The organism is Aromatoleum toluvorans, from assembly GCF_012910905.1.
GTDB lineage: Bacteria > Pseudomonadota > Gammaproteobacteria > Burkholderiales > Rhodocyclaceae > Aromatoleum > Aromatoleum toluvorans.
This window is the reverse complement of record NZ_WTVN01000011.1, coordinates 66943-90720: the sequence shown is the minus strand read 5'-3', so window position 1 is coordinate 90720 and position 23778 is coordinate 66943. Positions and strand designations below refer to the sequence as shown.

At 66.4% G+C, this 23778-nt stretch carries 23 protein-coding genes and 4 tRNA genes; 6 read left to right on the top strand and 21 right to left on the bottom strand.

Going from position 1 to position 23778, the window contains the following annotated elements:
* Window positions 1-165: 165 nt before the first annotated feature.
* The 11 genes from rplL to GPA22_RS09310 form a co-directional block, all read right to left on the bottom strand.
* Window positions 166-540, bottom strand: a complete 375-nt coding sequence (gene rplL / locus GPA22_RS09360) for a 50S ribosomal protein L7/L12 (RefSeq protein ID WP_169255820.1) — start codon at window positions 538-540, stop codon at window positions 166-168.
* 39 nt (window positions 541-579) lie between these two features.
* On the bottom strand, window positions 580-1080 hold the full coding sequence (gene rplJ / locus GPA22_RS09355; protein ID WP_169255819.1) for a 50S ribosomal protein L10: 501 nt from the start codon (window positions 1078-1080) through the stop codon (window positions 580-582).
* 235 nt (window positions 1081-1315) lie between these two features.
* Entirely contained in the window at window positions 1316-2014 is a 699-nt protein-coding gene (rplA, locus tag GPA22_RS09350; protein ID WP_169255818.1) for a 50S ribosomal protein L1, read from the bottom strand.
* A 2-nt stretch (window positions 2015-2016) separates the two neighbouring features.
* A complete protein-coding gene (gene rplK / locus GPA22_RS09345) occupies window positions 2017-2448 on the bottom strand; it encodes a 50S ribosomal protein L11 (protein ID WP_076604504.1) in 432 nt (143 codons plus the stop codon).
* Window positions 2449-2552: 104 nt separating this feature from the next.
* Window positions 2553-3086: a transcription termination/antitermination protein NusG gene (gene nusG, locus GPA22_RS09340; protein WP_076604503.1), complete on the bottom strand. Its 534-nt coding sequence runs from the start codon at window positions 3084-3086 to the stop codon at window positions 2553-2555.
* Between the two features lie 2 nt (window positions 3087-3088).
* Window positions 3089-3436 carry a preprotein translocase subunit SecE gene (secE, locus tag GPA22_RS09335; RefSeq protein WP_169255817.1) on the bottom strand — a complete coding sequence of 116 codons (348 nt, stop codon included), beginning with the start codon at window positions 3434-3436 and terminating at the stop codon, window positions 3089-3091.
* A 27-nt stretch (window positions 3437-3463) separates the two neighbouring features.
* A tRNA-Trp gene (locus tag GPA22_RS09330) sits at window positions 3464-3539 on the bottom strand.
* A 73-nt stretch (window positions 3540-3612) separates the two neighbouring features.
* Window positions 3613-4803, bottom strand: a complete 1191-nt coding sequence (gene tuf, locus GPA22_RS09325; RefSeq protein WP_169255816.1) for an elongation factor Tu — start codon at window positions 4801-4803, stop codon at window positions 3613-3615.
* A gap of 68 nt (window positions 4804-4871) precedes the next feature.
* Window positions 4872-4946 (bottom strand) — tRNA-Thr (locus GPA22_RS09320).
* Window positions 4947-4973: 27 nt separating this feature from the next.
* Window positions 4974-5047, bottom strand: a tRNA-Gly gene (locus GPA22_RS09315).
* Between the two features lie 64 nt (window positions 5048-5111).
* Window positions 5112-5196, bottom strand: a tRNA-Tyr gene (locus tag GPA22_RS09310).
* Between the two features lie 172 nt (window positions 5197-5368).
* Between GPA22_RS09310 and GPA22_RS09305 the strand changes: the two genes are divergently transcribed.
* From GPA22_RS09305 to GPA22_RS09295, 3 genes are all read left to right on the top strand, one after another.
* The gene (locus GPA22_RS09305) at window positions 5369-6775 is read left to right on the top strand and encodes an FAD-binding oxidoreductase (RefSeq protein WP_169255815.1); all 1407 of its coding nucleotides are present in this window, start codon (window positions 5369-5371) and stop codon (window positions 6773-6775) included.
* Window positions 6776-6816: 41 nt separating this feature from the next.
* Window positions 6817-7572, top strand: a complete 756-nt coding sequence (locus GPA22_RS09300) for a class I SAM-dependent methyltransferase (protein WP_169255814.1) — start codon at window positions 6817-6819, stop codon at window positions 7570-7572.
* A 96-nt stretch (window positions 7573-7668) separates the two neighbouring features.
* Entirely contained in the window at window positions 7669-8382 is a 714-nt protein-coding gene (locus tag GPA22_RS09295) for a P-loop NTPase family protein (RefSeq protein WP_169255813.1), read from the top strand.
* Between the two features lie 27 nt (window positions 8383-8409).
* On the opposite strand, the gene GPA22_RS09290 is transcribed toward GPA22_RS09295, so the two are convergent.
* A complete protein-coding gene (locus GPA22_RS09290) occupies window positions 8410-9039 on the bottom strand; it encodes a response regulator (RefSeq protein WP_169255812.1) in 630 nt (209 codons plus the stop codon).
* Between the two features lie 342 nt (window positions 9040-9381).
* On the opposite strand from GPA22_RS09290, the gene GPA22_RS09285 reads away from it, so the two are divergent.
* The 3 genes from GPA22_RS09285 to GPA22_RS09275 are packed head-to-tail and all read left to right on the top strand — an operon-like array spanning window position 9382 to window position 12710.
* Complete coding sequence (locus tag GPA22_RS09285; protein WP_169255811.1) at window positions 9382-10332, top strand: ABC transporter substrate-binding protein; 951 nt, start codon at window positions 9382-9384, stop codon at window positions 10330-10332.
* Window positions 10329-12251, top strand: a complete 1923-nt coding sequence (locus tag GPA22_RS09280; RefSeq protein ID WP_169255810.1) for a hybrid sensor histidine kinase/response regulator — start codon at window positions 10329-10331, stop codon at window positions 12249-12251. The genes GPA22_RS09285 and GPA22_RS09280 overlap by 4 nt, the downstream gene beginning before the upstream one ends.
* 33 nt (window positions 12252-12284) lie before the next feature.
* Window positions 12285-12710 carry a PhaM family polyhydroxyalkanoate granule multifunctional regulatory protein gene (locus GPA22_RS09275; RefSeq protein WP_169255809.1) on the top strand — a complete coding sequence of 142 codons (426 nt, stop codon included), beginning with the start codon at window positions 12285-12287 and terminating at the stop codon, window positions 12708-12710.
* Between the two features lie 52 nt (window positions 12711-12762).
* Here GPA22_RS09275 and GPA22_RS09270 read toward each other — a convergent pair whose 3' ends face one another.
* The 9 genes from GPA22_RS09270 to GPA22_RS09230 all read right to left on the bottom strand — a co-directional run bounded on the left by GPA22_RS09270 (window position 12763) and on the right by GPA22_RS09230 (window position 23675).
* Entirely contained in the window at window positions 12763-13653 is an 891-nt protein-coding gene (locus GPA22_RS09270; protein WP_169255808.1) for an AEC family transporter, read from the bottom strand.
* Window positions 13654-13726: 73 nt separating this feature from the next.
* A complete protein-coding gene (locus tag GPA22_RS09265; RefSeq protein WP_169255807.1) occupies window positions 13727-14893 on the bottom strand; it encodes a CaiB/BaiF CoA transferase family protein in 1167 nt (388 codons plus the stop codon).
* Window positions 14894-14972: 79 nt separating this feature from the next.
* Entirely contained in the window at window positions 14973-16205 is a 1233-nt protein-coding gene (locus GPA22_RS09260) for a phenylacetate--CoA ligase family protein (RefSeq protein ID WP_169255806.1), read from the bottom strand.
* 272 nt (window positions 16206-16477) lie between these two features.
* Window positions 16478-17287 (bottom strand): ABC transporter ATP-binding protein, encoded by an 810-nt coding sequence (locus GPA22_RS09255; RefSeq protein WP_169255805.1) that lies wholly within the window; start codon window positions 17285-17287, stop codon window positions 16478-16480.
* Between the two features lie 107 nt (window positions 17288-17394).
* Window positions 17395-18720 (bottom strand): ABC transporter substrate-binding protein, encoded by a 1326-nt coding sequence (locus tag GPA22_RS09250; RefSeq protein ID WP_169255804.1) that lies wholly within the window; start codon window positions 18718-18720, stop codon window positions 17395-17397.
* Window positions 18721-18811: 91 nt separating this feature from the next.
* Window positions 18812-19876, bottom strand: coding sequence for a branched-chain amino acid ABC transporter permease (locus GPA22_RS09245; protein WP_169255803.1), 1065 nt, complete (start codon window positions 19874-19876; stop codon window positions 18812-18814).
* A gap of 30 nt (window positions 19877-19906) precedes the next feature.
* Window positions 19907-20836: a branched-chain amino acid ABC transporter permease gene (locus GPA22_RS09240; protein ID WP_169255802.1), complete on the bottom strand. Its 930-nt coding sequence runs from the start codon at window positions 20834-20836 to the stop codon at window positions 19907-19909.
* A gap of 14 nt (window positions 20837-20850) precedes the next feature.
* Window positions 20851-21687: an ABC transporter ATP-binding protein gene (locus tag GPA22_RS09235; protein WP_169255801.1), complete on the bottom strand. Its 837-nt coding sequence runs from the start codon at window positions 21685-21687 to the stop codon at window positions 20851-20853.
* A gap of 11 nt (window positions 21688-21698) precedes the next feature.
* Window positions 21699-23675 (bottom strand): AMP-dependent synthetase/ligase, encoded by a 1977-nt coding sequence (locus GPA22_RS09230; protein ID WP_169255800.1) that lies wholly within the window; start codon window positions 23673-23675, stop codon window positions 21699-21701.
* Window positions 23676-23778 lie beyond the last annotated feature (103 nt).

The window sequence follows — 23778 nt, the reverse complement described above, 5'->3', positions numbered from 1 at the left end:
TAGAGGTCGGACGTCAAAGAGACAGAACACAGCGCCCCGAGGAGTTCGGGCCAGGCGATAGGTTCGTAGACACCATATCTCGCGCTGGGTTCTGCCTTCTTGGATTTACAAAGCACGAAAGGGCTGGCGCCCGAACGAGCGCCAGCCCCGAGAGACAACTCGGTATTACTTGATCTCGACCTTCGCGCCAGCGTCTTCGAGCTGCTTCTTGATCGCTTCGGCGTCGGCCTTCGGTGCGCCTTCCTTGACCGTCTTCGGTGCGCCGTCGACGAGGTCCTTGGCTTCCTTCAGGCCCAGGCCGGTAGCAGCGCGCACGACCTTGATGACCTCGACCTTCTTCTCGCCGGCCGCGAGCAGCACGACGTCGAATTCGGTCTTCTCTTCGGCGGCCGGAGCGGCAGCGCCGCCAGCCGGGGCAGCAACCGCCATCGCGGCAGCGGAAACGCCAAACTTCTCTTCGAACGCCTTCACGAGGTCGTTCAGTTCCATAACGGTCATCGAGCCAACGGCTTCGAGGATGTCTTCTTTGCTGATAGCCATGTCAAATCACTCCTAAATCGAAACTTTTTCGGAAAACGGTCAGGCAGCTGCCTCTTCCTCGCGCTTCTTGGCGAGGGCGGCCATCGCGCAAGCGAAGCCGGAAACCGGCGCCTGCATGACGCCCAGCAGCGCGGCGAGCAACTCTTCGCGGCTCGGGATCGACGCGAGCGCCTGCACGCCGGCCTTGTCGAGCGTCTTGCCCGCGTAGGAACCGGCCTTGAGCACCAGCTTGTCGTTGCCCTTGGCGAAGTCGTTCAGCACCTTGGCTGCGGAAACCGGATCTTCCGAAATGCCATAGATCAGCGGACCGGTCAGCTGATCCGACAACCCGGCGAACGGGGTTTCGGCGATCGCACGGCGCACCAGGGTATTCTTCAGCACACGCAGGTACACGCCAGCTTCGCGGGCCTTCGCACGCAGCACAGTGAGATCACCCACTTCAATGCCGCGATACTCGGCCACCGCGATGGTCTGAGCGTTGGCCACCTGTGCCGACACCTCTGCCACTACGGCTTTCTTGTCATCAAGATTGAGACCCACGGGTCTTTCCTCCTTTCAAGTCCACACGTGAACCGCAAAAACGGCTCACACCCACGGCGACCTGGATCAGGAGCGCGGCCGACGAATCAGCCAAAATCCTGTTCTGGGCACACCGTCTGCGCAGGCCGTCCTTAAACGCTTAAACGATCGTCGAAACGATCGCACCTGCGGTCTTTGACGATCCGCTCCGCCGCTTGCACGGCGGAGCGTCCCAAAGTTCCTTGCTGCAGCCCGATCAGGCTGCGACGATGCTCGACGGCTCGACGCGCACGCCGGCACCCATGGTGCTCGACACGGCGACGCGGCGCAGGTAAACACCCTTCGAAGCCGCCGGCTTGGCCTTCTGCAGCGCCTCGATCAGCGCACCGAGGTTCTGCTGCAGCGCTTCAACCGAGAACGACGCACGGCCGATCGTGGCATGCACGATGCCGGCCTTGTCGGTGCGGTACTGGACCTGACCGGCCTTGGCGTTCTTGACGGCGGTAGTGACGTCCATGGTCACCGTGCCGACCTTCGGGTTCGGCATCAGGCCGCGCGGACCGAGGATCTGGCCCAGCTGACCGACGACGCGCATGGCGTCCGGCGTGGCGATGCAGAGGTCGAAATCAATATTGCCGGCCTTCACCTGCTCGGCGAGGTCGTCGAAACCGACGACGTCGGCACCGGCGGCGCGAGCGGCTTCAGCCTTGTCGCCCTGGGCGAACACGGCAACGCGCACGGTCTTGCCGGTACCAGCGGGCAGCACGACGGAGCCACGCACGACCTGGTCCGATTTGCGCGCATCGACGCCGAGGTTCACCGAAATGTCGACCGATTCGTCGAACTTGGCGGTCGCGCAGTCCTTCACCAGCGCGAGGGCCTCCGCGACGGAATAGACGCGGTTGCGGTCGACCTTGGCGCGCAGCGCCTGAACTCGTTTCGAAAGTTTCGCCATGATCAGAGGCCCTCCACCGTGATACCCATGCTGCGCGCGGAACCGGCGATGGTGCGCACGGCGGCGTCCATGTTCGCTGCGGTCAGGTCAGGCATCTTGGCCTTGGCGATCTCTTCGACCTGAGCACGCGTGATCGAGCCGACCTTGTCGGTATGCGGCTTCGGCGAGCCCTTCTGGATCTTCGCTGCCTTCTTGATGAGGACCGTCGCGGGCGGGGTCTTCATGATGAAGGTGAAGCTCTTGTCCGCGTAGGCGGTGATCACCACGGGAATCGGCAGACCGGGCTCCATGCCCTGGGTCTTGGCGTTGAACGCCTTGCAGAATTCCATGATGTTCAGGCCACGCTGACCGAGCGCCGGGCCGATCGGGGGACTGGGGTTGGCCTTACCAGCTGGCACTTGCAGCTTGATATAGCCGATGATTTTCTTTGCCATCGCGGCTAGCTCCTGTTATGAGTGCAAACGCGCCGGCAATTGCCGGCGCTCCTCGCTCTTGCCCGCTCTGCGCGGGCATTTTCGGGCCTTGCGGCCCACCTGCATCAGGTCTTCTCGACCTGACTGAAATCCAGTTCGACCGGCGTGGCACGACCGAAGATCGTGACCATCACGCGCAGCTTGCTCTTGTCGTAATTGACGTCTTCCACGGAGCCGTGGAAATCGGTGAACGGACCTTCCTTGACGCGCACCACCTCGCCGAGCTCCCACAGCACCTTCGGACGCGGCTTGTCGACGCCTTCCTGCATCTGCTGCATGATCTTTTCGACTTCCTTCTCGGAAATCGGCGTCGGCTTGTTGGCGGTACCGCCCACGAAACCGGTGACCTTGGGTGTCGACTTGACCAGATGCCAGCTCTCGTCGTTCATGTCCATCTCGACGAGCACGTAGCCGGGGAAGAACTTCCGTTCGGAAATGCTCTTCTGGCCGCTTTTCATCTCGATGACTTCTTCGACGGGAACAAGGATCTGCCCGAAGGAATCCTGCATCCCGGCACGCGCGATGCGCTCGACGAGCGCGCGTTGGACAGACTTCTCGAAGCCCGAATAGGCATGCACCACGTACCAGCGCTTCGTCATGATCACTTCCAGCCCAGGATAAGGTCGTAGAAGACCCACTCGAGGCTCTTGTCAGTCAGCCACAGAAAAACCGCCATCACCACGGCGAAGGCGAACACCATTCCGGTCGTCTGCACCGTTTCCTTGCGCGACGGCCACACGACTTTCTTCGCTTCGGTGATTGCCTCGCGCGCAAATTCGACGAAACGGCGCCCGGGTTCGGATTGCCACGCAACTGCGGTTCCGGCCGCAACACCGGCCAGGACCGATAGCACGCGGAACACCATCGCTTGCTCGGCAAGCAGGTAGAAGCCGACGACGCCGGCTGCAAGCAGGGCGAGAGCCAGCGCGAACTTGATCTTATCGGCCATCTAGATAGAAAGAACCACGAATTTGAGTGGCAGGGGCAGAGGGAATCGAACCCCCAACCTTCGGTTTTGGAGACCGACGCTCTGCCAATTGAGCTATACCCCTGCAGCAGAGACTACAAGGCGCCTCGGCCAGCGAGACGCCTTCGATCAGGCAATTGCTACGATTTCAGCGGCAATTACTCGATGATCTTGGCGACAACACCGGCGCCGACGGTACGGCCACCTTCGCGGATCGCGAAGCGCAGACCTTCTTCCATGGCGATCGGTGCCAGCAGCTTCACCGTGATCGACACGTTGTCGCCCGGCATGACCATCTCGGTGCCTTCCGGCAGCGCGATCGAACCAGTCACGTCGGTCGTACGGAAGTAGAACTGCGGACGGTAGTTGTTGAAGAACGGGGTGTGACGACCCCCCTCTTCCTTCGACAGCACGTACACTTCACCCGTGAAGTGGGTGTGCGGCTTGATCGAACCCGGCTTGCACAGAACCTGACCACGCTCGACGTCTTCACGCTTGGTGCCGCGCAGCAGCACGCCGACGTTATCGCCCGCCTGCCCCTGGTCAAGCAGCTTGCGGAACATTTCGACGCCGGTGCAGATGGTCTTGACCGTGGGCTTGATGCCGACGATTTCGACTTCTTCACCAACCTTGACGATGCCACGCTCGACACGACCGGTCACGACGGTGCCGCGGCCCGAGATCGAGAACACGTCTTCGATCGGCAGCAGGAAGGGCTTGTCGATCGCACGCTCCGGAGTCGGGATGTACGAGTCGAGCGCATCGGCCAGCGCCATGATCGCACCTTCGCCCAAGTCGCTCTTGTCGCCTTCGATCGCCTTCAGCGCCGAGCCCTTGACGATGGGAATGTCGTCACCAGGGAAGTCGTACTTCGACAACAGTTCGCGCACTTCCATCTCGACGAGCTCGAGCAGCTCGGCATCGTCGACCATGTCGCACTTGTTCATGAACACGATGATGTACGGCACGCCGACCTGACGGGCGAGCAGGATGTGCTCGCGGGTCTGCGGCATCGGGCCGTCGGCGGCCGACACGACCAGGATCGCGCCGTCCATCTGCGCGGCGCCGGTGATCATGTTCTTCACATAGTCGGCGTGGCCCGGGCAGTCAACGTGGGCGTAGTGACGGGTCGCGGTTTCGTACTCGACGTGCGCGGTGTTGATCGTGATGCCGCGCGCCTTTTCTTCCGGCGCCGCGTCGATCTGGTCGTAGGCCTTCGCCTCGCCGCCGAACTTCGTCGACAGGATCGTCGTGATCGCCGCAGTCAGGGTCGTCTTGCCATGGTCAACGTGGCCGATCGTCCCAACGTTTACGTGCGGTTTCGTCCGCTCAAACTTACCCTTAGCCATGCCAGTACCTCTTTGACAGAATCAGAAAACCGGACCGAACAGATCGACCACAACAACACGAAAAACTGTGGTGCCCATGACGTGGATTGAACACGTGGCCTCTCCCTTACCAAGGGAGTGCTCTACCACTGAGCTACATGGGCTCCGTAAAAACTCAAGCGCACCAAGCCTGGAGCGGGTGAAGGGAATCGAACCCTCGTCATAAGCTTGGAAGGCTTCTGCTCTACCATTGAGCTACACCCGCATACAACGCAGACGAAACGCTTTACACCCTGACCGACCCGAACAACGGGCCGATCACAGAAACTTGGTGGAGGGGGAAGGATTCGAACCTTCGAAGGCAGTGCCGTCAGATTTACAGTCTGATCCCTTTGACCGCTCGGGAACCCCTCCAAGCGGAAGACGCGCACTATAGGGGATGATTACGCGCGTGTCAAACACCATTGGAACTTTTTTTGAAAAGGGCAATTTCCGGGCTCCGATCTGCTCGGCGATGCGGCAGTGCGACGTGCCCAGACGTGGCAAATGGGCGAAGATGGCCGCCCCTTGCCTGGAGTCGACGCCGATGACGCCCCCCGCACCCGCTTCGCACAATCCGCTGCCTGCCGGTTTCGTCGATGCGTTGCGCGCACGCTTCAGCGAACGGTTCTCGATGGCGGAGGCTGTGCGGGCGCACCACGGACACGACGAATCACATTTCCCCGACATGCTGCCAGACGCGGTCGTGTGGCCGCACACGACCGCCGAGGTGGTCGAGATCGCGCGGGCCTGCCACGCGCACCGCGTGCCGATCGTGCCCTTCGGGGTCGGCAGCTCGCTCGAGGGACACGTGCTAGCGCTGCACGGCGGCCTGAGCGTCGATTTCTCGGCAATGAACAAGGTGCTCGCGGTCCATGGCGACGACATGGATGCGGTCATCCAGCCGGGCATCACACGCAAGCAGCTTAATGCGGCGTTGCATGGCACGGGCCTGTTTTTTCCGGTCGATCCGGGTGCGGACGCGAGCCTCGGCGGGATGGCGTCGACGCGGGCGTCGGGAACGAACGCAGTGCGGTACGGGACGATGCGCGACAACGTGCTGGCGATGGAGGTGGTGCTCGCGGACGGGCGCATCGTCCGCACCGGCGGGCGGGCGCGCAAGTCGTCGGCGGGCTACGACCTGACCGCGCTGATGGTCGGCTCGGAGGGCACGCTGGGTCTCGTCACGGAGCTCACCGTGCGGTTGCATCCGCTGCCCGAGGCCGTGTCGGCCGCGGTGTGCGCGTTTGCGGATGTCGACGATGCGGTGCGCACGGTGATCCAGACGATCCAGCTGGGAGTGCCGGTCGCACGCATCGAGCTGCTCGACACGCTGACGGTACAGGCGATCAATCGCTACAGCAAGACGAACCTGCGCGAGGCGCCGATGCTGTTCTTCGAGTTCCACGGTTCGCCGGCCGGCGTCGAGGAGCAGGCGCGGACAGTGCAGGAGATCGCGCGCGAGAACGGCGGCCAGGATTTCGAGTGGGCGACGCGCCCGGAGGACCGCAGCCGGCTGTGGGCGGCGCGCCACGACGTGTATTTCGCGTCGATCAACCTGCGCCCGGGGTGTCGCGGCGTGACGACGGACGTGTGCGTACCGATTTCGCGGCTCGCGGACTGCATTGCCGGCGCGCGTGCGGACATCGCGGAGAGCGGCTTCATCGCCCCCATCGTCGGCCATGTCGGCGACGGCAATTTCCATACGGTGATCCTGGTCGATCCCGACAGCCCGGACGAGATCGCGCGCGCCGAAGCGCTGAACCGCAGGATCGTGGAGCGCGCGCTGGCGATGGACGGCACCTGCACGGGCGAGCACGGCATCGGTTTCGGGAAACAGGATTTCCTCGTCGCCGAGCATGGCAGCGCCGCGGTCGACGCGATGCGCGCGTTGAAACTGGCGCTGGATCCGCACAACCTGATGAATCCGGGCAAGGTCGTTCCGGCTGGCTGACGGCAGTTTTCCGGTCGCCCCGCCGCCTTCGCCCGCCCACGATGCCCCCTGCGCTCCAGGCCCTGCTCGCCCAGATCGCCGGATGGGCATGTGCCGCCGCGCTGGCGCGCACGGGCTGGCTGCCGGCGGGGGTCTGGCCCTTCGTGGGCGTTCAGGCGCTGGCAGCGACCATTGCGGCGGCGATGCTGCGCAGCGCGCGCTGGTGGCTGCCGATCCACGCGACCTTTGCGCCCTTGCTGATCGTCGCCGGGCGGCTCGGCATTGCGCCGGGCTGGTATCTGGCGGCCTTCGCGCTGCTGCTCGCCGTGTATTGGACGAGCTTCCGCACCCAGGTGCCGCTGTACCTGTCGAACGGCGCGACCGTCGCGGCGGTCGCAGCCCTGCTCCCGGCTGGCCGGCCTTGCCGGCTCCTCGACCTCGGCAGCGGGACCGGCGCCCTGCTGCGGCCGCTGGGGAGCCGGTATCCCGAGAGCCGCTTCGAGGGCATCGAGGCCGCGCCCGCGCCGTGGCTGCTGAGCCGCCTGCTCGCGCACGGATCGGGTAACGTCAGCTTCCGTCGCGGGGATTTCTTCGCCGAACCGTGGTCGCGCTACGACGTGATCTATGCGTTCCTGTCGCCCGTACCGATGGCGCGCGTCTGGGCCAAGGCGGAGCTGGAACTCGCTGCGGGGGCGATCGTGATAAGCAACAGTTTTCCGATTCCGGGCCGTAAACCGGACGGGGTCGTCGAGGTCGGCGACCGGCGGGCGACACGGCTGTACGTCTATCGGGTGGCGGGCGGCCGGGCGGCGAAATAACGGGACTATCCGGGCGCTTTTTCGCCGCTTGCACGAGGCGCCCCGCGCCGATAATGCAATCGAGCGGCGAAGGGGCCGCGAGCGAGGAACACCGGCATGGCTGAAATCATCTGTGTGATCGGGAACAAGGGGGGGACGGGAAAGACCACCCTGTCGCACATGCTGTCGCAGGGCCTGGGCCTGTTGGGCCACCGCGCCGCATGCGTGCTGACCGACACATCGCGCGAACCGCTGAATCCGGCGGGGCGCCGTTACATCACGGCCGACGCGCGCACGCGCGAGGCGCTGACCAAGGTCGTCGACAAGCTGCGTTCGCTCGACGGCTGGCTCGGGGTGATCGACGGAGGCGGCAACCGCACGGAGATGGACCGCAAGCTGTACGCGATGTCGGACATCGTGCTGCTGCCGTTCCGCGAATCACACGAAGACATCCGCACCGTGGTGCGCGACCTGGAGATGTTTCCGCGCGCCTACGCGGTGCCGACGCAGTGGCCGACCAACGCATGGCAGCGCGAGGCGGTCGACCGCAGCGTCGCACAGCTGATGGGCGCCTACCGCCACCGCATCCTGAATCCGGTGCAGGCCTTGTCGGGGACCAAGCTGCTGCTGCAGAAGCAGATTCCCGAACACCTGCCGACCGCCGTCGCGAACGCGTGCCGCGCGCTCGCCCGGCAGGTGCTGGAGTTGATGAACCTCGATCACACGGACACCGCGGCGTCCCTGGATGATGACGACGAACCGCAGCTGAGCGGCCACCTGTCGCCGGCCGACATGCCGATGCGCCTGCAGGCGAACCGGCGTACCCACTGAGAGGCGCCACGCGGCGCCTGTCGCGGATCAGAGCCGCGGGCCGTGGCGGGCGATGACGATCAGGGCCTGAGCGCGGCTGCTGACGTTGAGCGCGCGGAAGATCGCCGACATGTGTACCTTCACGGTACCTTCCGACAGGCCGAGGAGATCGGCAATCTCGCGGTTGGTCTTGCCCTGGGCGAGGAGTTCCAGCACGCGCGTCTGGCCGGCGGTCAGGCCGAAGCGTTCGCTCACCGGGGCGCCGGCACGCTTTGCGGCGGCGTCGTTGCCGTTGTCCGGCGCGTACACGCCCCCCTCGAGAACGCAGCGCACGGCTTCGCGCAGCACGTCACCCGAGCTTGCCTTCGACACGAAACCCGAGGCGCCGCCCTTCATCGCACGCCGGATCGACGCAGGATCGTCGAGGGCCGAGACGACGATGGTGGGGATGTCGGGGAAGCGCTTCGCGAGCACGCCCAGCAGGGAAAATCCGTTCAGGTCCGGCAGCATGAGGTCGATCACCGCGAGGTCCCAGTCGGGACTTGCCTCAAGCTTGGCAAGCGCGTCCTCCGAGCCTTTGGCCTCGACGCACTCGACGCCGGGCTCGAGGCGCGCAAGGGTCTGCGCCAGCGCTTCACGAACAAGTGCGTGGTCTTCGACGATGAGGATCCGGGTCACGACGCGCTCCAAACGCTGCAGATGCAAAGCGGTTAGGATAGCACGTCGAAACTGTCACAAAAGGTCGCAGCTCGCCCCCTTCCTGCGAAGAAATGGGAGAAAATCACGCTGTTATATTCCGATCGCGAGTTATCCGGGGCTGCGCACGGACATCACGCATTGTCACGCCACCAGCCCGAAAATTATCATTACTCGATGAGCATACGAGTTTCGCATCCGAGCCCGGTTCGGCAGACGTTCGCCGCGGCGTCCGTGCGTGTCGGCGAAACCCGCAGTCCGGGCCCTTGCCCGGACAGAGGCCGGATCCGCGCGGCGCCGGCCAGGCCGCCCCGCTGAGCACCGATGTCGCACCACGGCCATCGCATCCTGCGCGCCCTGCTGCTGGCGCTCGTATTTGTCGCCAACTGCTGCGGCCAGGTGCTCGCGAGCCAGCGTGTCGTCGTGGTCACCACCGATCGGAGCGGTGCGTACGAGGAGACGCTCGTCGCGCTGCGCAGTGCGCTGGCGCCGGACGTTCCCGGCAGCGATTTCGCCGTGTACGGTGTCCGCGAACTCGAGCGCGGGGTGCTCGGCGATGCACGCGTGATCGTCACGATAGGCACGCAGGCCGCCAAGGCCGTCGCCGCCCGCACGCCGACGGCCCCGGTGCTGCACACGCTGATTCCCCGTGACGCGCTGGAGTTCGTCCAGTACGGCCCGCACCCGGAGCGTTACTCGGCGATCTTCCTCGACCAGCCCGCGCACCGGCAGATCGCGCTGCTGAACATTGCCCTGCCGAACAAACCGACGGTGGCCCTGCTCGCGAGTCCGGCCTCCTACGAGCTGGCACGCCGGCTGGCATCCGTGGCGCGGGAGCAGCAGCTCGACGCCAACATCGAGAAGATCTCGACGGTCGACGAGATCTACCCCGCGCTGGAGCGCCTCCTGGCCGAACCGGCGGTGCTGCTCGCCTTGCCCGACAGCACCCTGTTCAACAGCTACACGATCCAGAACGTGCTGCTGACAAGTTACCGGCGCCGTGCGCCGCTGGTGGGCTTCTCGCCCGCTTATGTCCATGCCGGAGCGCTGCTGGCGCTGTATTCCACCCCCACGCAGATCGCCCGCCAGGCCGCCGATGCGGTGCGGCGCGTGCTCGCTGGCGGAGGACTGCCGCCGCCCCAGGCGCCGCGCGAGTTCGAGGTCGCGACCAACCCTAGCGTTGCGCGCTCGCTCGCCATCGAACTGGAACCGGCGACGCGGATCACGGCCCGCCTGCGCCAGCGCGAAGGTGGCCAACTGGAGGCCAGACCATGATCGACGCATGGGGCGTCCGCGCACGCGTGATGCTGGTGGCCCTGCTGCCCATGCTGGTACTGGCCATCGTGCTCACGGCCTTCTATACCCGGTCGCGCGTTGCCGACCACGAGGAGGCTTACCAGGCGCGCGGACAGGCCTTCGCACGGCAGCTCGCGGCGGCGAGCGAGTATGCGCTGTTTTCCGGCAACCGCGACACGCTGCAACGGCTGGCGATGGCGATGCTCGCCGAGGATGACGTGACGGGCGTGCTGATCGTCGACCGCGGCGGCGAAACCCTGGCGCGCAGCGGGTATCTGGACAACACGCTGTCCGTGCTTTCCAGTCTGGCCGCTTCGCCGCGGCTGCTCGACACGCCGCGAACGCTGCGGGTGATCGAGCCGGTACTCCCGAGCACGCTCGATCTCGACGACGACATGTCCACGACCGCGCTCGGCGCCGCAGCGACGTCGGCGCCGCCCATGCTGGGAGCAGTGATTGTCGACATGTCGCGCGCGCGGCTCGAGGCGCGCCAGCGCGGGCTTCTGCTCACCGGCAGTGTCGCGATCGTGCTCGTCCTGGTCGGCAGCATGATGCTGGCGAACTACATGAGCCGCGGCGTGACCGGACCGATCCGGCAGGTCGCCGTGACGGTCGAGCGCATCGGACGCGGACAGTTCTCCGCACGCGTCCCGCCGATCGGTGGCGGCACCCTGCGCACGCTGGCAGACGGAGTCAACCAGATGGCGGCGCAGCTCGCCGGCGCACACGAGGACATGAGCCGCCAGATTGCCGAGGCCACCGCCGAGTTGCGCGCGAGCAGGGACGAGGCCGAACGCGCGACCCAATCGAAGTCGCGCTTTCTCGCGGCGGCCAGCCACGACTTGCGCCAGCCGATGCATGCGCTGGGGCTGTTCATCGCCGAACTGGCACAGCACGAGCATGCGCCGGACGCACAGCGCCTCGTGGAGCGCATCGGCGCCTCGGCGGCAGCCATGGGCAACCTGCTGGACAGCCTGCTGGACATCTCGCGCCTCGACGCCAACGTCGTGACACCGAACGTGCGCCCCTTCCCGCTGCAGCCGCTGCTCGACCGCATTGCGGCCGACGAAGGCCCCGGCGCCGCGGAGTGCGACCTCGAACTCAGGGCGCGGCCGACCGATGCGTGGATCAGCAGCGACCCCGTCCTGTTCGAGCGCATCCTGAGCAACCTCGTGAGCAATGCGGTGCGTTACACGCGCAAGGGGCGCGTGCTGGTGGTCTGTCGCAGGCGCGGCGACCGGCTGCGTGTCGAAGTGCGCGACAACGGCATTGGCATTCCGGCCGAATCGCACGAGGTGATCTTCCAGGAATTCACGCAGCTGCATAATCCGGAGCGCTCGCGCGACAAGGGGCTGGGGCTGGGACTGCCGATCGTGCGGCGCCTGACGGAGCTGCTCGGCCATCGCCTGACACTGCGCTCCAGTCCCGGGGCGGGCTCGGTATTCGCCGTCGAAGTGCCGCTGGCGAAGCCCGAGGCCGACCTGCCCGCCGCGGAGGCCGAGCGCCTGCCGGGCGATCTGGAAGGCCTGCGCGTGGCACTGGTCGACGACGACCCACTCGCGCGCGGCAGCATGGAGAGCTTGTTGACGTCATGGGGTTGCTGTGTGGCGGCGGCCGGCGATATCGACACGCTGATCTACACGCTGAAGCGGGACGAGACGGTTCCGCAACTGATCATCAGCGACTTCCGGCTCGATGGCCGGTGCAACGGCATCGAGGTGATCCGCAGCCTGCGCGCATGGAAGGGCGGGAACATTCCGGCGGTGCTCGTCACCGGCGACACCGGCCCCGACACGCTGCGCCAGGCGCAGGACGAAGGGCTGCCGCTGCTGCACAAGCCGGTCCGGCCGGCACGCCTGCGGGCGCTCCTGAATCGCCTTCCCGGCCAGGAGGAGTAAGATGAAAACGCATTCATATAAAGGGAGCGAGGCATGACGAATGACAACTCGGCGAAGGATCCGCTCGAATTCGTGCGCGGCATGTGGAACAGCATGGGTTTCTCCCTGCCCGGGATGATTACGCCGACACTGGATGTCGGCGAACTGGACAAGCGCATCGCCGACCTGAAGGCGGTCGAAAACTGGCTGAAGATGAACCTCAGCATGCTGCAGATGACGACGCAGGGGCTGGAGGTGCAGCGGGCGGCGATCGCCGCCGTGCAGGCGATGAGCGAACAGGCGCGCGAATCGGGGCGCTCGGCGCAGGGCGAAGCGCCGGTCAACCCCTTTGCGACGGCCGCGATGTGGCCGTGGGCCGCCATGAGCGGCGCCCAGGCCGGTGCTCCTCAGGCGGGTGCCGCGAGCCCCTCGGCAGCCGGCGCGACGGGAAACCCGCAGGCGGCCGCCGGCGGCAAGTAGGAACGCCCCGGCCGGGTGGCGGCCGCGGCGCCCGGCCCGCTGGCTCGCCCGCTCACAGCAGGTATAGCCACAGGGTCAGCGTAGGCACGGCCAGCAGCGTCGTTGCCGAAATCAGCCACGCCACACCGGCGCCGTCGCCCCCCATGCGCATCGCGAGGATGTAGGCGGAGCTCGCGCTCGGCAGCGCCGCAAACAGCACCAGCGTATCGAAGGCGATGCCTTCGACCCCCAGCGCACGGCCGATCTGCCAGGCCAGGGCGGGCAGAAGCAGCAGCTTCACGGCGACGATCCACGCCGAGCCGGACCAGCGCCCGCCGACCATTTCCCAGCGCAGCGCGGCGCCGACCGCGAGCAGCCCCAGCGCCACAGCCGCATCGCCGAGGCGCTTGAGGAAGGACGTGACGGGGCCGGGCAGATCCAGGCCGGTGAGGTTGAACAGCAGGCCCGCGAGCGTCGCAAGCACCAGGGGGTTGCGCGACAGTTCGCGCAGCAGGTTGCCCTGCCCGTGGCGTGCGAGCATGCCGACGGCCATCAGGTTCGCGAACGGCACCATCGCGCCACACAGGCCGCCCATCAGCGCGACGCCCGGCACGCCGTGCAGCTTGCCGGCGATGGCGATACCGATGTAGGTGTTGAAGCGATAGGTGCACTGCAGGCGCGAGGCGAAACCCATCGCGTCGAGTCCCATCAGCCCGCGCCCGATCCAGCCGAGCACGAAGCCCGCGAACATCGTGCCGAGCCCAGAGAGAAAAAGCGGCAGCGCCCGGCCGGGGTCGACGTCGGCGGTCGCCAGCGCGTTGAAGAGCAGCGCCGGGAAGAGCACGAAGTAGACCAGCTTCTCGACGCCGGTCCAGAAGCTTTCGCCGTCGACGAGGTGGCGGCGCAGGACGGCGCCGAGCAGGATCAGGCTGAAGTCGGGAAGAAGAAGGAGCAGGCTTTGCATCGGCGCAGCTTAACCTGCGGCGGGCAGCGCCGCGACTGCGGCTTCTACTCCCTGCCGCCCGCGGGGTCGACGCTCAGATCACGCCGGATGCGCGCAGACGCGCGATGGCCGCGTCATCGAGGCCGAGCGCCGTCAGCACGGCATCGCTGTCGGCGCCGGCCTGCGGCGCGGGGGTGAAGGGGCCGGGCTCGAAGCCGGACAGGCGCACGGGCGGGCCGAACTGGCGCACGCCCTCGACTTCGGTGACCATGCCGCGCGCGCGGAGCTGCGGATTCTCCAGGCTTTCCTCTAGGCGCAGGATGGGCGTCACACAGCAGTCGATGCCGTCGAAGATCACCGTCCATTCGGCCTGCGTGCGGCTGCGGAAGATCGCGGCGAGCTCGGCGCGCGCGCGGGCGCCCGCCGCTCCGGTCGCGAGATGCGCGGGCTTGAGGTCGGGGCGGCCGAGGGTATCGCACACGAGGTGCCAGAACTTCTCTTCGAGCGAGCCGACCGCCATGTGGCGGCCGTCGGCGGTCTCATACACGCCGTAGCAGGGCACGCCGCCGGTGAGGAGATCCTCGCCGCGCGGCTTCACGCCACCGTGCGCGAGCACTTCGGCGAGCGGAAAGATCGCGTGCGCCAGCGCGGCGTCGGTCATCGCGACGTCGACATGCCGACCCTGCCCGCTGGCGCGCGCGTCGAGCACCGCGGCGAGCAGGCCGAACAGCGCGGTCATCGTCCCGCCGAGGAGATCGCCGATCTGCAGGTTGGACATCGCCGGCGCACCGCCCGCCGTGCCGATCTGGTCCAGCACGCCGGCGTAGCCGATGTAGTTGATGTCGTGGCCGGCGCGCAGCGCGTAGGGGCCGGTCTGGCCGTAGCCGGAGATACTGCACACGACGATCTGCGGCTTGCGCGCGGCGAGCGCGTCGTAGCCGAGGCCCAGCTTGTCCATCACGCCGGGGCGGAAGCCTTCGACGACGACATCCGCGGTGTCGACGAGGCGCAGGAACAGCTCGCGCCCTTCGGCCTGCTTGAGGTCGAGGCGCACGCTCTTCTTGCCGCGGTTGCACACCTGGTAGAAGAAGCTCGTGTCGCCGTTCATCGCACCCATCGTGCGCGCGTAGTCACCGGCGCCGGTGTCCTCGACCTTGATGACTTCGGCGCCGTAGTCGGCGAGGTGCTGGGTCGCGAGCGGGCCGGGAAGGAGGCGCGTGAGGTCGAGGACGCGCAGGTTCGCGAGGGGCTTCTGTCTCATGCTGTCGGTATCGGTTCGTGGGGACGCGCGATTCTACCGTCCGCGCGACGCGATGCTCCGGAATGATGCCGCGCGGTCTTCAATCGTACTTGCGCACGTCGTCGATGACCTTGCCGTCGTTGGCCAGGCTGCCGGGCGCGCAGAAGCTCACCTCGCCGCGCAATTTCGTGAGTTCGCGGATGCTCGCGGCGATCGCGTCGGCGAGCGCTTCGCCGGACTGCGCCGTCTCGCAGTGCAGCGTCATGCGGTCGTTGAGGTCCGGGTTATCGACGACGAGACGCGCGCGCAGGATCTCCGGGTGGCGCTTCGCGACCGCAGCGATCTGCCCCGGATGCACGAACATGCCCTTGACCTTGGTCGTCTGGTCGGCGCGTCCCATCCAGCCCTTGATGCGCACGTTGGTGCGGCCGCAGGGCGAGGTGCCGGGCAGCACCGCGGAGAGGTCGCCGGTGCCGAAACGGATCAGCGGGTAATCGGGATTGAAGGTCGTGACGACGACTTCCCCGACTTCGCCCGGCGCGACCGGGTCGCCGGTACCGGGGCGGACGATCTCGAGGATCACGTCCTCATCGACGACCATGCCCTGGCGCGCGGAAGTCTCGTAGGCGATGAGGCCGATGTCGGCGGTCGCGTAGGCCTGCCAGGCGGAGACTCCTCGCGCGGCGAACGCCTCCTGCAGCGCAGGCGGGAAGGCCTCGCCGGAGACGAAGGCCTTCGTGAAGCTTGACGCCACGCCCAGTTCCCCGGCCTTGTCGAGGAGGATGCGCAGGAAGGACGGCGTGCCGACGTAGGCGTTCGGCCGCAGGTCGGCGATGGCGGCAACCTGCTGCTCGGTCTGGCCGACGCCCGCGGGGAACACCGTGCAGCCCAGCGCGTGCGCGGCGGTCTCCATCATCGAACCGGCCGGCGTGAAATGGTAGGAGAAGGTGTTGTGCACGAGGTCGCCCGCGCGGAAGCCGGCGGCGTGGAAGGCGCGGGCGATGCGGTAGTAGTCGGGCCGGGCGCTTTCCGGTTCGTACAGCGGGCCGGGCGACGCGAACACGCGGCGGCAGGTCGGGCCCCACTTCGTGGCGGCGAAGCCGCCGAAGGGGCGTGACGCCTTCTGCCGCTCGACCAGTTCGGATTTGCGCGTGACCGGCAGGCGGGCAAGCGCCTCGCGGCTCGTGACCGTCGCCGGATCGACGCCTTCCAGCAGCGCCGCGAAGGCCGGCGCGTTCGCCTGCGCGTGGGCGATGTGGGCGGGCAGGCGGGCCATCAGCTCCCGCTCGCGCTCGGCGGGGTCACGGGTTTCTCTGGCGTCGTAGTAGTTCATCTCAAGATTCCTGCACAGGCCGGGCCACTACCGACTCGGCACCCAATTTCCGTTCGGGCTGAGCCTGTCGAAGCCCTGCCCGGATCTCGCGTTTCGGCTGGCTCAGGGCGAACGGAGCCATTCGACTGAGCCGTTTTTACATTCCGGCGACACGGCGGTGACTTAGCCGCGGTCCGGGCCTGTTTCGTGCCGAGGCGTCCGCCACGCGCCAACGAGGCGCGAGACAGGCCCGGACCGCGGCGGGCACAGGCGTTTCGACCGCCAAGGGGAACTCACGACAACCAGCGCTTGCGCCTGCGGTAGTGCTTCACATCGCGGAAGCTCTTGCGGCCCTCGCCCGAGATGCCGAGGTAGAACTCCTTGACGTCCTCGTTATCCGCCAGGCTCTTCGCCTCGCCTTCCATCACGATGCGGCCGTTCTCGACGATGTAGCCGAAGTCCGAGTAGCGCAGCGCGACCATGGTGTTCTGTTCGGCGAGCAGGAAACTGACCTTTTCCTTCACGTTCAGGTCCTTCACGATCTCGAACACTTCCTCGACGATCTGCGGCGCCAGGCCCATCGAGGGCTCGTCGAGCAGCACCATGCGCGGGTTCGACATCAGCGCGCGGCCGATCGCGCACATCTGCTGCTCACCGCCCGAGGTGTAGGCGGCCTGGCTCGCGCGGCGCGTCTTCAGGCGCGGGAAGTAGGTATAGACCTTGTCGAGGTTGGCGGCGATCTGGCCCTTGTCCCGGCAGGTGTAGGCCCCCGCGAGCAGGTTTTCCTCGATCGTCAGGTGGGCGAAGCAGTGGCGCCCCTCCATCACCTGCACGACGCCGCGGCGCACCAGGTCCGACGGCGACAGGCTCTCGACGCGCTCGCCCTTGAGCTCGATCGTGCCCTTCGTGACCTCGCCGCGCTCGCCCTTCAGCAGATTCGACACCGCGCGCAGCGTCGTCGTCTTGCCTGCGCCGTTGCCGCCCAGGATCGCGACGATGCGGCCTTCGGGCACCTGCAGCGACACGCCCTTCAGCACCAGCGCGACGTGGTTGTAGATCACCTCGATGCCGTTCACATTGAGGAGGAGGTTCGACGTATCCATCGGTTCATCCGCTAAGTCGTTTTCGCTCCGGCCGCGCGGAGCGACCGGGTCTGCCTCATCCGCACACCACGGCCGGCCGGAGCCGGGCCGCGGCGTGCTTGCGGCGATCAGGCCGCGCAGTCGCTCGCGTCGCGACGCTTGATCTGCTTGTCGGTCGCGTACTTGTCCGCGGCCTCCTTCACCAGCGGATCGATCACGCTCTTGTCGGCCTCGTACCAGTCGGGCTGCATCTTCCACGTCGTGCCGTCCCACGAGTGGATTCGCACCGAAGTGGAACCCATGTGGTCGTTGCAGCTCGTCTTGATCGGACGGATCAGACCGGCCAGCCCCAGCTCGCCGATGCGCTTCTCGTCGACGTTGAGGTTCTCGAGACCCCAGCGCACCTGCTCGCCGGTCATGACCTTGCCCTTGCCGAACTTCGCCTGCGCGGTGCGCACCGCCTCGACCGACAGCATCGAGATCAACAGACCGCGCATGTAGAGCACCGAGCCGACCTCCTCGCGCGGGCCAGCGCCGTTGCCGGCGTCATGCACCTTCTTGAGGATGTCCTTGATCAGCACAGAGTCCGTGCCATGCGGGTTGAGCGCCAGCGCGCTGTAGCCCTTGGCGTTGGCGCCGACGTCCTTGACGTCCGGCTCCGCGCCCGACCACCATACGCCGAGCAGTTTCTCGCGCGGATAGCCGGTCGCGACGGCTTCCTTGAGCGCGGTCGAGTTCATCACGCCCCAGCCCCACAGCAGCGTGTAGTCCGGGCGCTGCTGCCGCACCTGCAGCCAGGTCGCCTTCTGCTCGACGCCCGGCGCGGTGACGGGCAGCAGCACCAGCTCGAAACCGTGCATCTGCGCGCGCTTCTGCAGCAGCGGGATCGGCTCCTTGCCGAAGGGCGAGTCGTGATACACGAGCGCGATCTTCTTGCCCTTGAGCTTGTCGAGCCCGCCTTCCTTCTTGCCCAGATGCTGGATCAGCGCGTCGGCCGCGGTCCAGTAACTTCCCATTAGCGGGAAGTTCCACTTGAACACGCCGCCATCCTGCGACGCGGCGAGGCCGTAGCCGAGCGTGACCAGCGGGACCTTGTCGACCGGCGCCTTGTCGGTGAGTGCAAAGGTGATGCCGGTGGCCTGGGGGTCGATCATCGAGGGCTTCTTGCTCTTCAGGCGCTCGTAGCATTCGACGCCCTTGTCGGTCGCGTAGCCGGTCTCGCACTCCTCCCAGCCGATCTTCACGCCATTGATGCCGCCGGTCGCGTTGATGTATTTGACGTAATCCTGCTTGCCGTTGGCCCAGGGCGTGCCGTTGGGCGCATAGGCGCCGGTGCGATAGACGAGCAACGGGAAGAACTGGTCGCCTTCCTGCTGCGCCGCGACGGGCGCGGACAGGGTGCCGGCACCGAATGCCGCCAGCGCGGCGACGAGTGCGAAAGCCTTGCGTTTCATGGTGTCTCCTCCTCTATTTTGGATGGCACTTGCGGCGTGCCTGCCGTTCTTTTGCGGTATCACGACTACGTTGAACCGGTAGCGACACCGGTCAGTGTGGGAAGGGCCACAGGCGCAGCTTCTGCTTGCCGATGCTCCACAGCTTCGCCAGGCCGTGCGGCTCGGCGATCAGGAAGAACACGATCAGCGCGCCGAAGATCATGTGCACCAGGTGCGAGGTCGTCGCCGTCGACAGCGGGATCCCGAGCAGATGCGGCACCTGGTCGAGGATAATGGGCAGGACCACGATGAAGGCCGCGCCGAAGAAGGCGCCCATGATCGAGCCGAGCCCGCCGATGATGACCATGAAGAGGAGCTGGAAGGAGCGGTCGATGCTGAACGCGGCCGGCTCCCACGCGCCCAGATGCACGAAGGCCCACAGCACGCCGGCGACACCGACGATGAAGGAGCTCACCGCGAAGGCGGTCAGCTTCGCATACACGGGGCGGATGCCGATCACGGCCGCGGCGACGTCCATGTCGCGGATCGCCATCCACTGCCGGCCGGTCGCGGTGCGGGTGAGGTTCTTCGCGGCCAGAGCGAACACGCACACGACCGTGAGGCAGAACAGGTATTTCGCGACCGGCGACTCGATCGGCAGGCCGAACACGTTCAAGCCCGCGACGCTCACCGAACCGGAGGTCGAGTTGTTCGTGAACCAGCTGATGCGCAGGAAAGCCCAGTCGGTGAAGAACTGCGCCGCCAGCGTCGCGACCGCGAGGTACAGGCCCTTGATGCGCAGCGACGGGACGCCGAACAGCACGCCGACGACCGTGGCCGTGAGCCCGCCGAGCAGCATCGCGCCGATCAGCGGCATGCCGTCGATGCGCACCATGAAGTTGTATGCGGCGTACGCGCCGACCGCCATGAAGGCGCCGGTGCCGAGCGAGATCTGGCCGCAGTAGCCGACCAGGATATTGAGGCCCAGCGCGGCGAGCGCGAGGATCAGGAAGGGGATCAGCACGGCGCGGAACAGGTACTCCGAGCCGGCCATCGGCATCACGACGAAGGCGACGAGGAGCAGCAGGCCGATCGCGAGGCGGTCCTGCGCGATCGGGAAGATCTGCTGGTCGGCCGCGTAGCTCGTCTTGAACTGGCCGTTTTCTCTGTAGAGCATGTGGAAACTCTCCCGGGAATTGCAGCCGCGTCAGACGCGGTCGATGATTTTTTCGCCGAACAGGCCCTGCGGACGCACCAGCAGGAAGCCCAGCGCCAGCACGTAGGCGAACCAGATCTCGATGCCGCCGCCGAAGAAGGAGCCGAGGTAGATCTCGGACAGCTTCTCGCCGACGCCGATGATGAGCCCGCCGAGGATCGCGCCCGGCACCGAGGTCAGGCCGCCCAGGATCACCACCGGCAGCGCCTTCAGCGCGACCAGCGAGAGCGAGAACTGCACGCCGAGTTTCGACCCCCAGATGATGCCCGCGACCAGCGCGGCGAAGCCCGCGACGGACCACACGATCACCCAGATACGGTTCAGCGGGATGCCGATCGATTGGGCCGCCTGGTGGTCGTCCGCGACCGCGCGCAGCGCACGGCCGGTCGTCGTCTTCTGGAAGAACAGCGCCAGCGCGAGCACCAGGCCTGCGGCGATGAGCGCCGCGACGAGATCCTCCTTGCTGATCAGCAGACCGCCCTGGAAGGTGCCTTCGAGGATCATCGCCGGCTCCTTGGGCATGCCGACGTTGATGCTGTAGATGTCGTTGCCGAACAGGGTCTGGCCGAGTCCGTCGAGGAAGTAGCTGATGCCCAGCGTCGCCATCAGCAGCGTGATGCCTTCCTGGTTCACCAGCTTCGACAGGCACAGCCGCTCGATCACCCACGCCAGCACCACCATCAGCGCCATCGCGACGCCGAACGCGAGCAGGTTCGCGAGGATCAGGTTGTCGAACCCGAGCCACTTCGGAATCCACTCGGCGAAGCGCGCCATCGCCAGCGCCGCGAACAGCACCATCGCGCCCTGCGCGAAGTTGAACACGCCCGAGGCCTTGTAGATCAGCACGAAGCCGAGCGCAATCAACGAATACAACATGCCGGCCATCAATCCGCCGAACAAGGTTTCAAGAAAGAATCCCATTGCGAAGCTCCCGCTCAGTGCGACGTGCCGAGATAGGCACGGATGACGTCCTCGTTGGCGCGCACCTCGTCGGGCACGCCGTCGCCGATCTTCTTGCCGTAGTCGAGCACCACGACGCGATCGGAGATGTCCATCACGACCCCCATGTCGTGCTCGATCAGCACGATCGTCGTGCCGAACTGGTCGTTCACGTCGAGGATGAAGCGGCACATGTCCTGCTTTTCCTCGACGTTCATGCCCGCCATCGGCTCGTCGAGCAGCAGCAGATTCGGTTCGGCGGCGAGCGCGCGGCCCAGCTCGACGCGCTTCTGCAGGCCGTAGGGCAGCGCCCCCACCGGGGTCTTGCGGATGTCCTGGATCTCGAGGAAGTCGATGACCTCCTCGACCTTCACGCGGTGCGCGATCTCCTCCTTCTGCGCGCGACCCCAGTACAGTGCATGCGCGAGCAGGCCGCACTTCATCTTCAGGTTGCGCCCGGTCATGATGTTGTCGAGCACGCTCATGCCCTTGAAGAGCGCGATGTTCTGGAAGGTGCGCGCGATGCCCTGCGCGGCCGCCATGTGCGGCTCCATCCTGCGGCGCTCCTCGCCGCGGAAGAGGATGCGCCCCTCCTGCGGGTGGTACACGCCGTTGATGACGTTGAGCATCGAGCTCTTGCCGGCGCCGTTCGGGCCGATGATCGAGCGGATCTCGTGCTCGCGCACGTCGAAGCTGATGTTGGTCAGCGCCTTCACCCCGCCGAAGGACAGCGAGATGTTCTGCAGGTCGAGGACCACGTCGCCGATCCGGCGTCCGCTCACTTGCGTCGGCTCCTGCGCCTGCACCGCCTGCGGCATGTCGTTCATCATCATCGCCTCTCCCCTCATGCCGCGTGCTTCGCCGCCTGCGGCGCGAAGGTCTTCACGTCCTCGATGCGCAGGTCGGCGCTGATGCGCCCCTCGCGCCCGTCCTCGTACTTCACGACGGTCTCGATGTGCTGCGTCGGCCTGCCCTCGAACAGCGCATCGATCAGCACCGCGTAGCGCTCGGCGATGAAGTTGCGGCGCACCTTGCGCGTGCGCGTCAGTTCGCCATCATCGGCATCGAGCTCCTTGTGCAGGATCAGGAAGCGCCGCACCTGCGAGCCGCTCATCTTCGGGTCGGCGGCGAGGTCGGCATTCACCTTCTCGACGCAGTCGCGGATCAGCTCATACACCGCCGGCTGCGACGCGAGATCGGTGTAGCCGGAGTACGGCAGGCCGCGCCGTTCGGCCCAGTTGCCGACCGCTTCGAGGTCGATGTTGATGAAGGCGGTGACGGCCTCGCGGCCGCTGCCGAAGGCGACCGCCTCCTTGATGTGCTGAAAGAACTTGAGCTTGTTCTCGATGTAGTTGGGGGCGAACATCGAGCCGTCCTTGAGCTTGCCGACGTCCTTGGCGCGGTCGATGATCTTCAGGTGGCCATCCGCGTCGAAGTAGCCCGCATCGCCGGTCATGAAGTAGCCTTCGGCGTTGATCGACTCGGCGGTGGCATCCGGGCGCTTGTAGTAGGCCTTCAGCAGCATCGGCCCCTTCACCAGGATCTCGCCGTTGTCGGCGAGCTTCACCTCGACGAAAGGCGCCGGCTTGCCGACCGAGTCGAACTTGATCGCGCCGTCGGGCTGCAGGCACACGTAGGCGCAGGTCTCCGTCTGGCCGTAGAACTGCTTGAGGTTCACGCCGATCGAGCGGTAGAAGCGGAAGAGGTCCGGCCCGATCGCCGCGCCCGCGGTATAGGCGACACGGATGCGGCTCATGCCCAGCACGTTCTTCAGCGGGCCGTACACGAGCAGATTGCCCAGCCAATACTGGAAGCGGTCGCCCGCCGACACCGGCTTGCCGTCGAGGATGTCGGCGCCGCAACGGCGCGCGACGTCGAGGAAGCGGTGGAAGAGCTTGCGCTTCAGGGCGTTCGCGTCCTCCATGCGGATCATCACCTGCGTGAGCAGGTTCTCGAACACGCGCGGCGGGGCGAAGTAATAAGTCGGCCCGATCTCGCGCAGGTCCGTCATCACGGTGTCGCCCGATTCCGGGCAGTTGATCGTGAAGCCCGCGACCATCGCCTGCGCGAAGGAGAAGAGGTGGTCGCCCACCCAGGCCATCGGCAGATAGGACAGGATGTCTTCCCGGTCGGTGAGCCCGTCGACCTGCATCGCGCCGGTCGCCGCGGCGATGAAGGCGCCGTGCGTCTGGCACACGCCCTTGGGCTTGCCGGTGGTGCCGGAGGTGTACAGCATCACCGAGATGTCGTCGCCCGCGCCCTTGTCGATCTCGCCGTCGAGGAAATCGGTGTGGTTGCGATCGTGGATGCCGCCCATCTCCTGCAGCTCGTCGAGGCCCATCAGCATCGGCTGGCTGTAGTGGCGCAGGCCGCGCGGGTCATCGTAGATCACGTGCTCGAGGAAAGGCACCTCGGGGTGGATCTCGAGCATCTTGTCGACCTGCTCCTGATCCTCGACCACCGCGAAGCGGATCTCCGCGTCCTGCAGCACGTAGGCCATTTCCGGCGCCACGGCGTCCTGGTAGAGCATCACCGGAATGCCGCCGAGGCATTGGCAGGCGGTCACCGACCAGTACAGGCGCGGGCGGTTGTCGCCGATGATCGCAAGCCGGTCGCCCCGCTTGAACCCCAGCGCCGCCAGCCCGCACGCAATCGCCCGCACGTTGCGCGCGACTTCGGCCCAGCTGTAGGTCTGCCAGATGCCGAACTCCTTCTCGCGCATCGCCGGCCGCGCGGGTCGCACGGCGGCGTGATGCATCAGCAGCCGCGGAAAGGTATCCAGGGCGGCCGGATGCGCGGCTTGCCCGTTCCTGTCGGACATACCACCTCCTCCTTTGGTTTTTATCCTGCGTCTCCACCCGGCCGGTGTTGTCGTTATCGGGTCCGGGGTCCGGCGCAATCGTGTGCGCCGCAGCGTCGGCGGC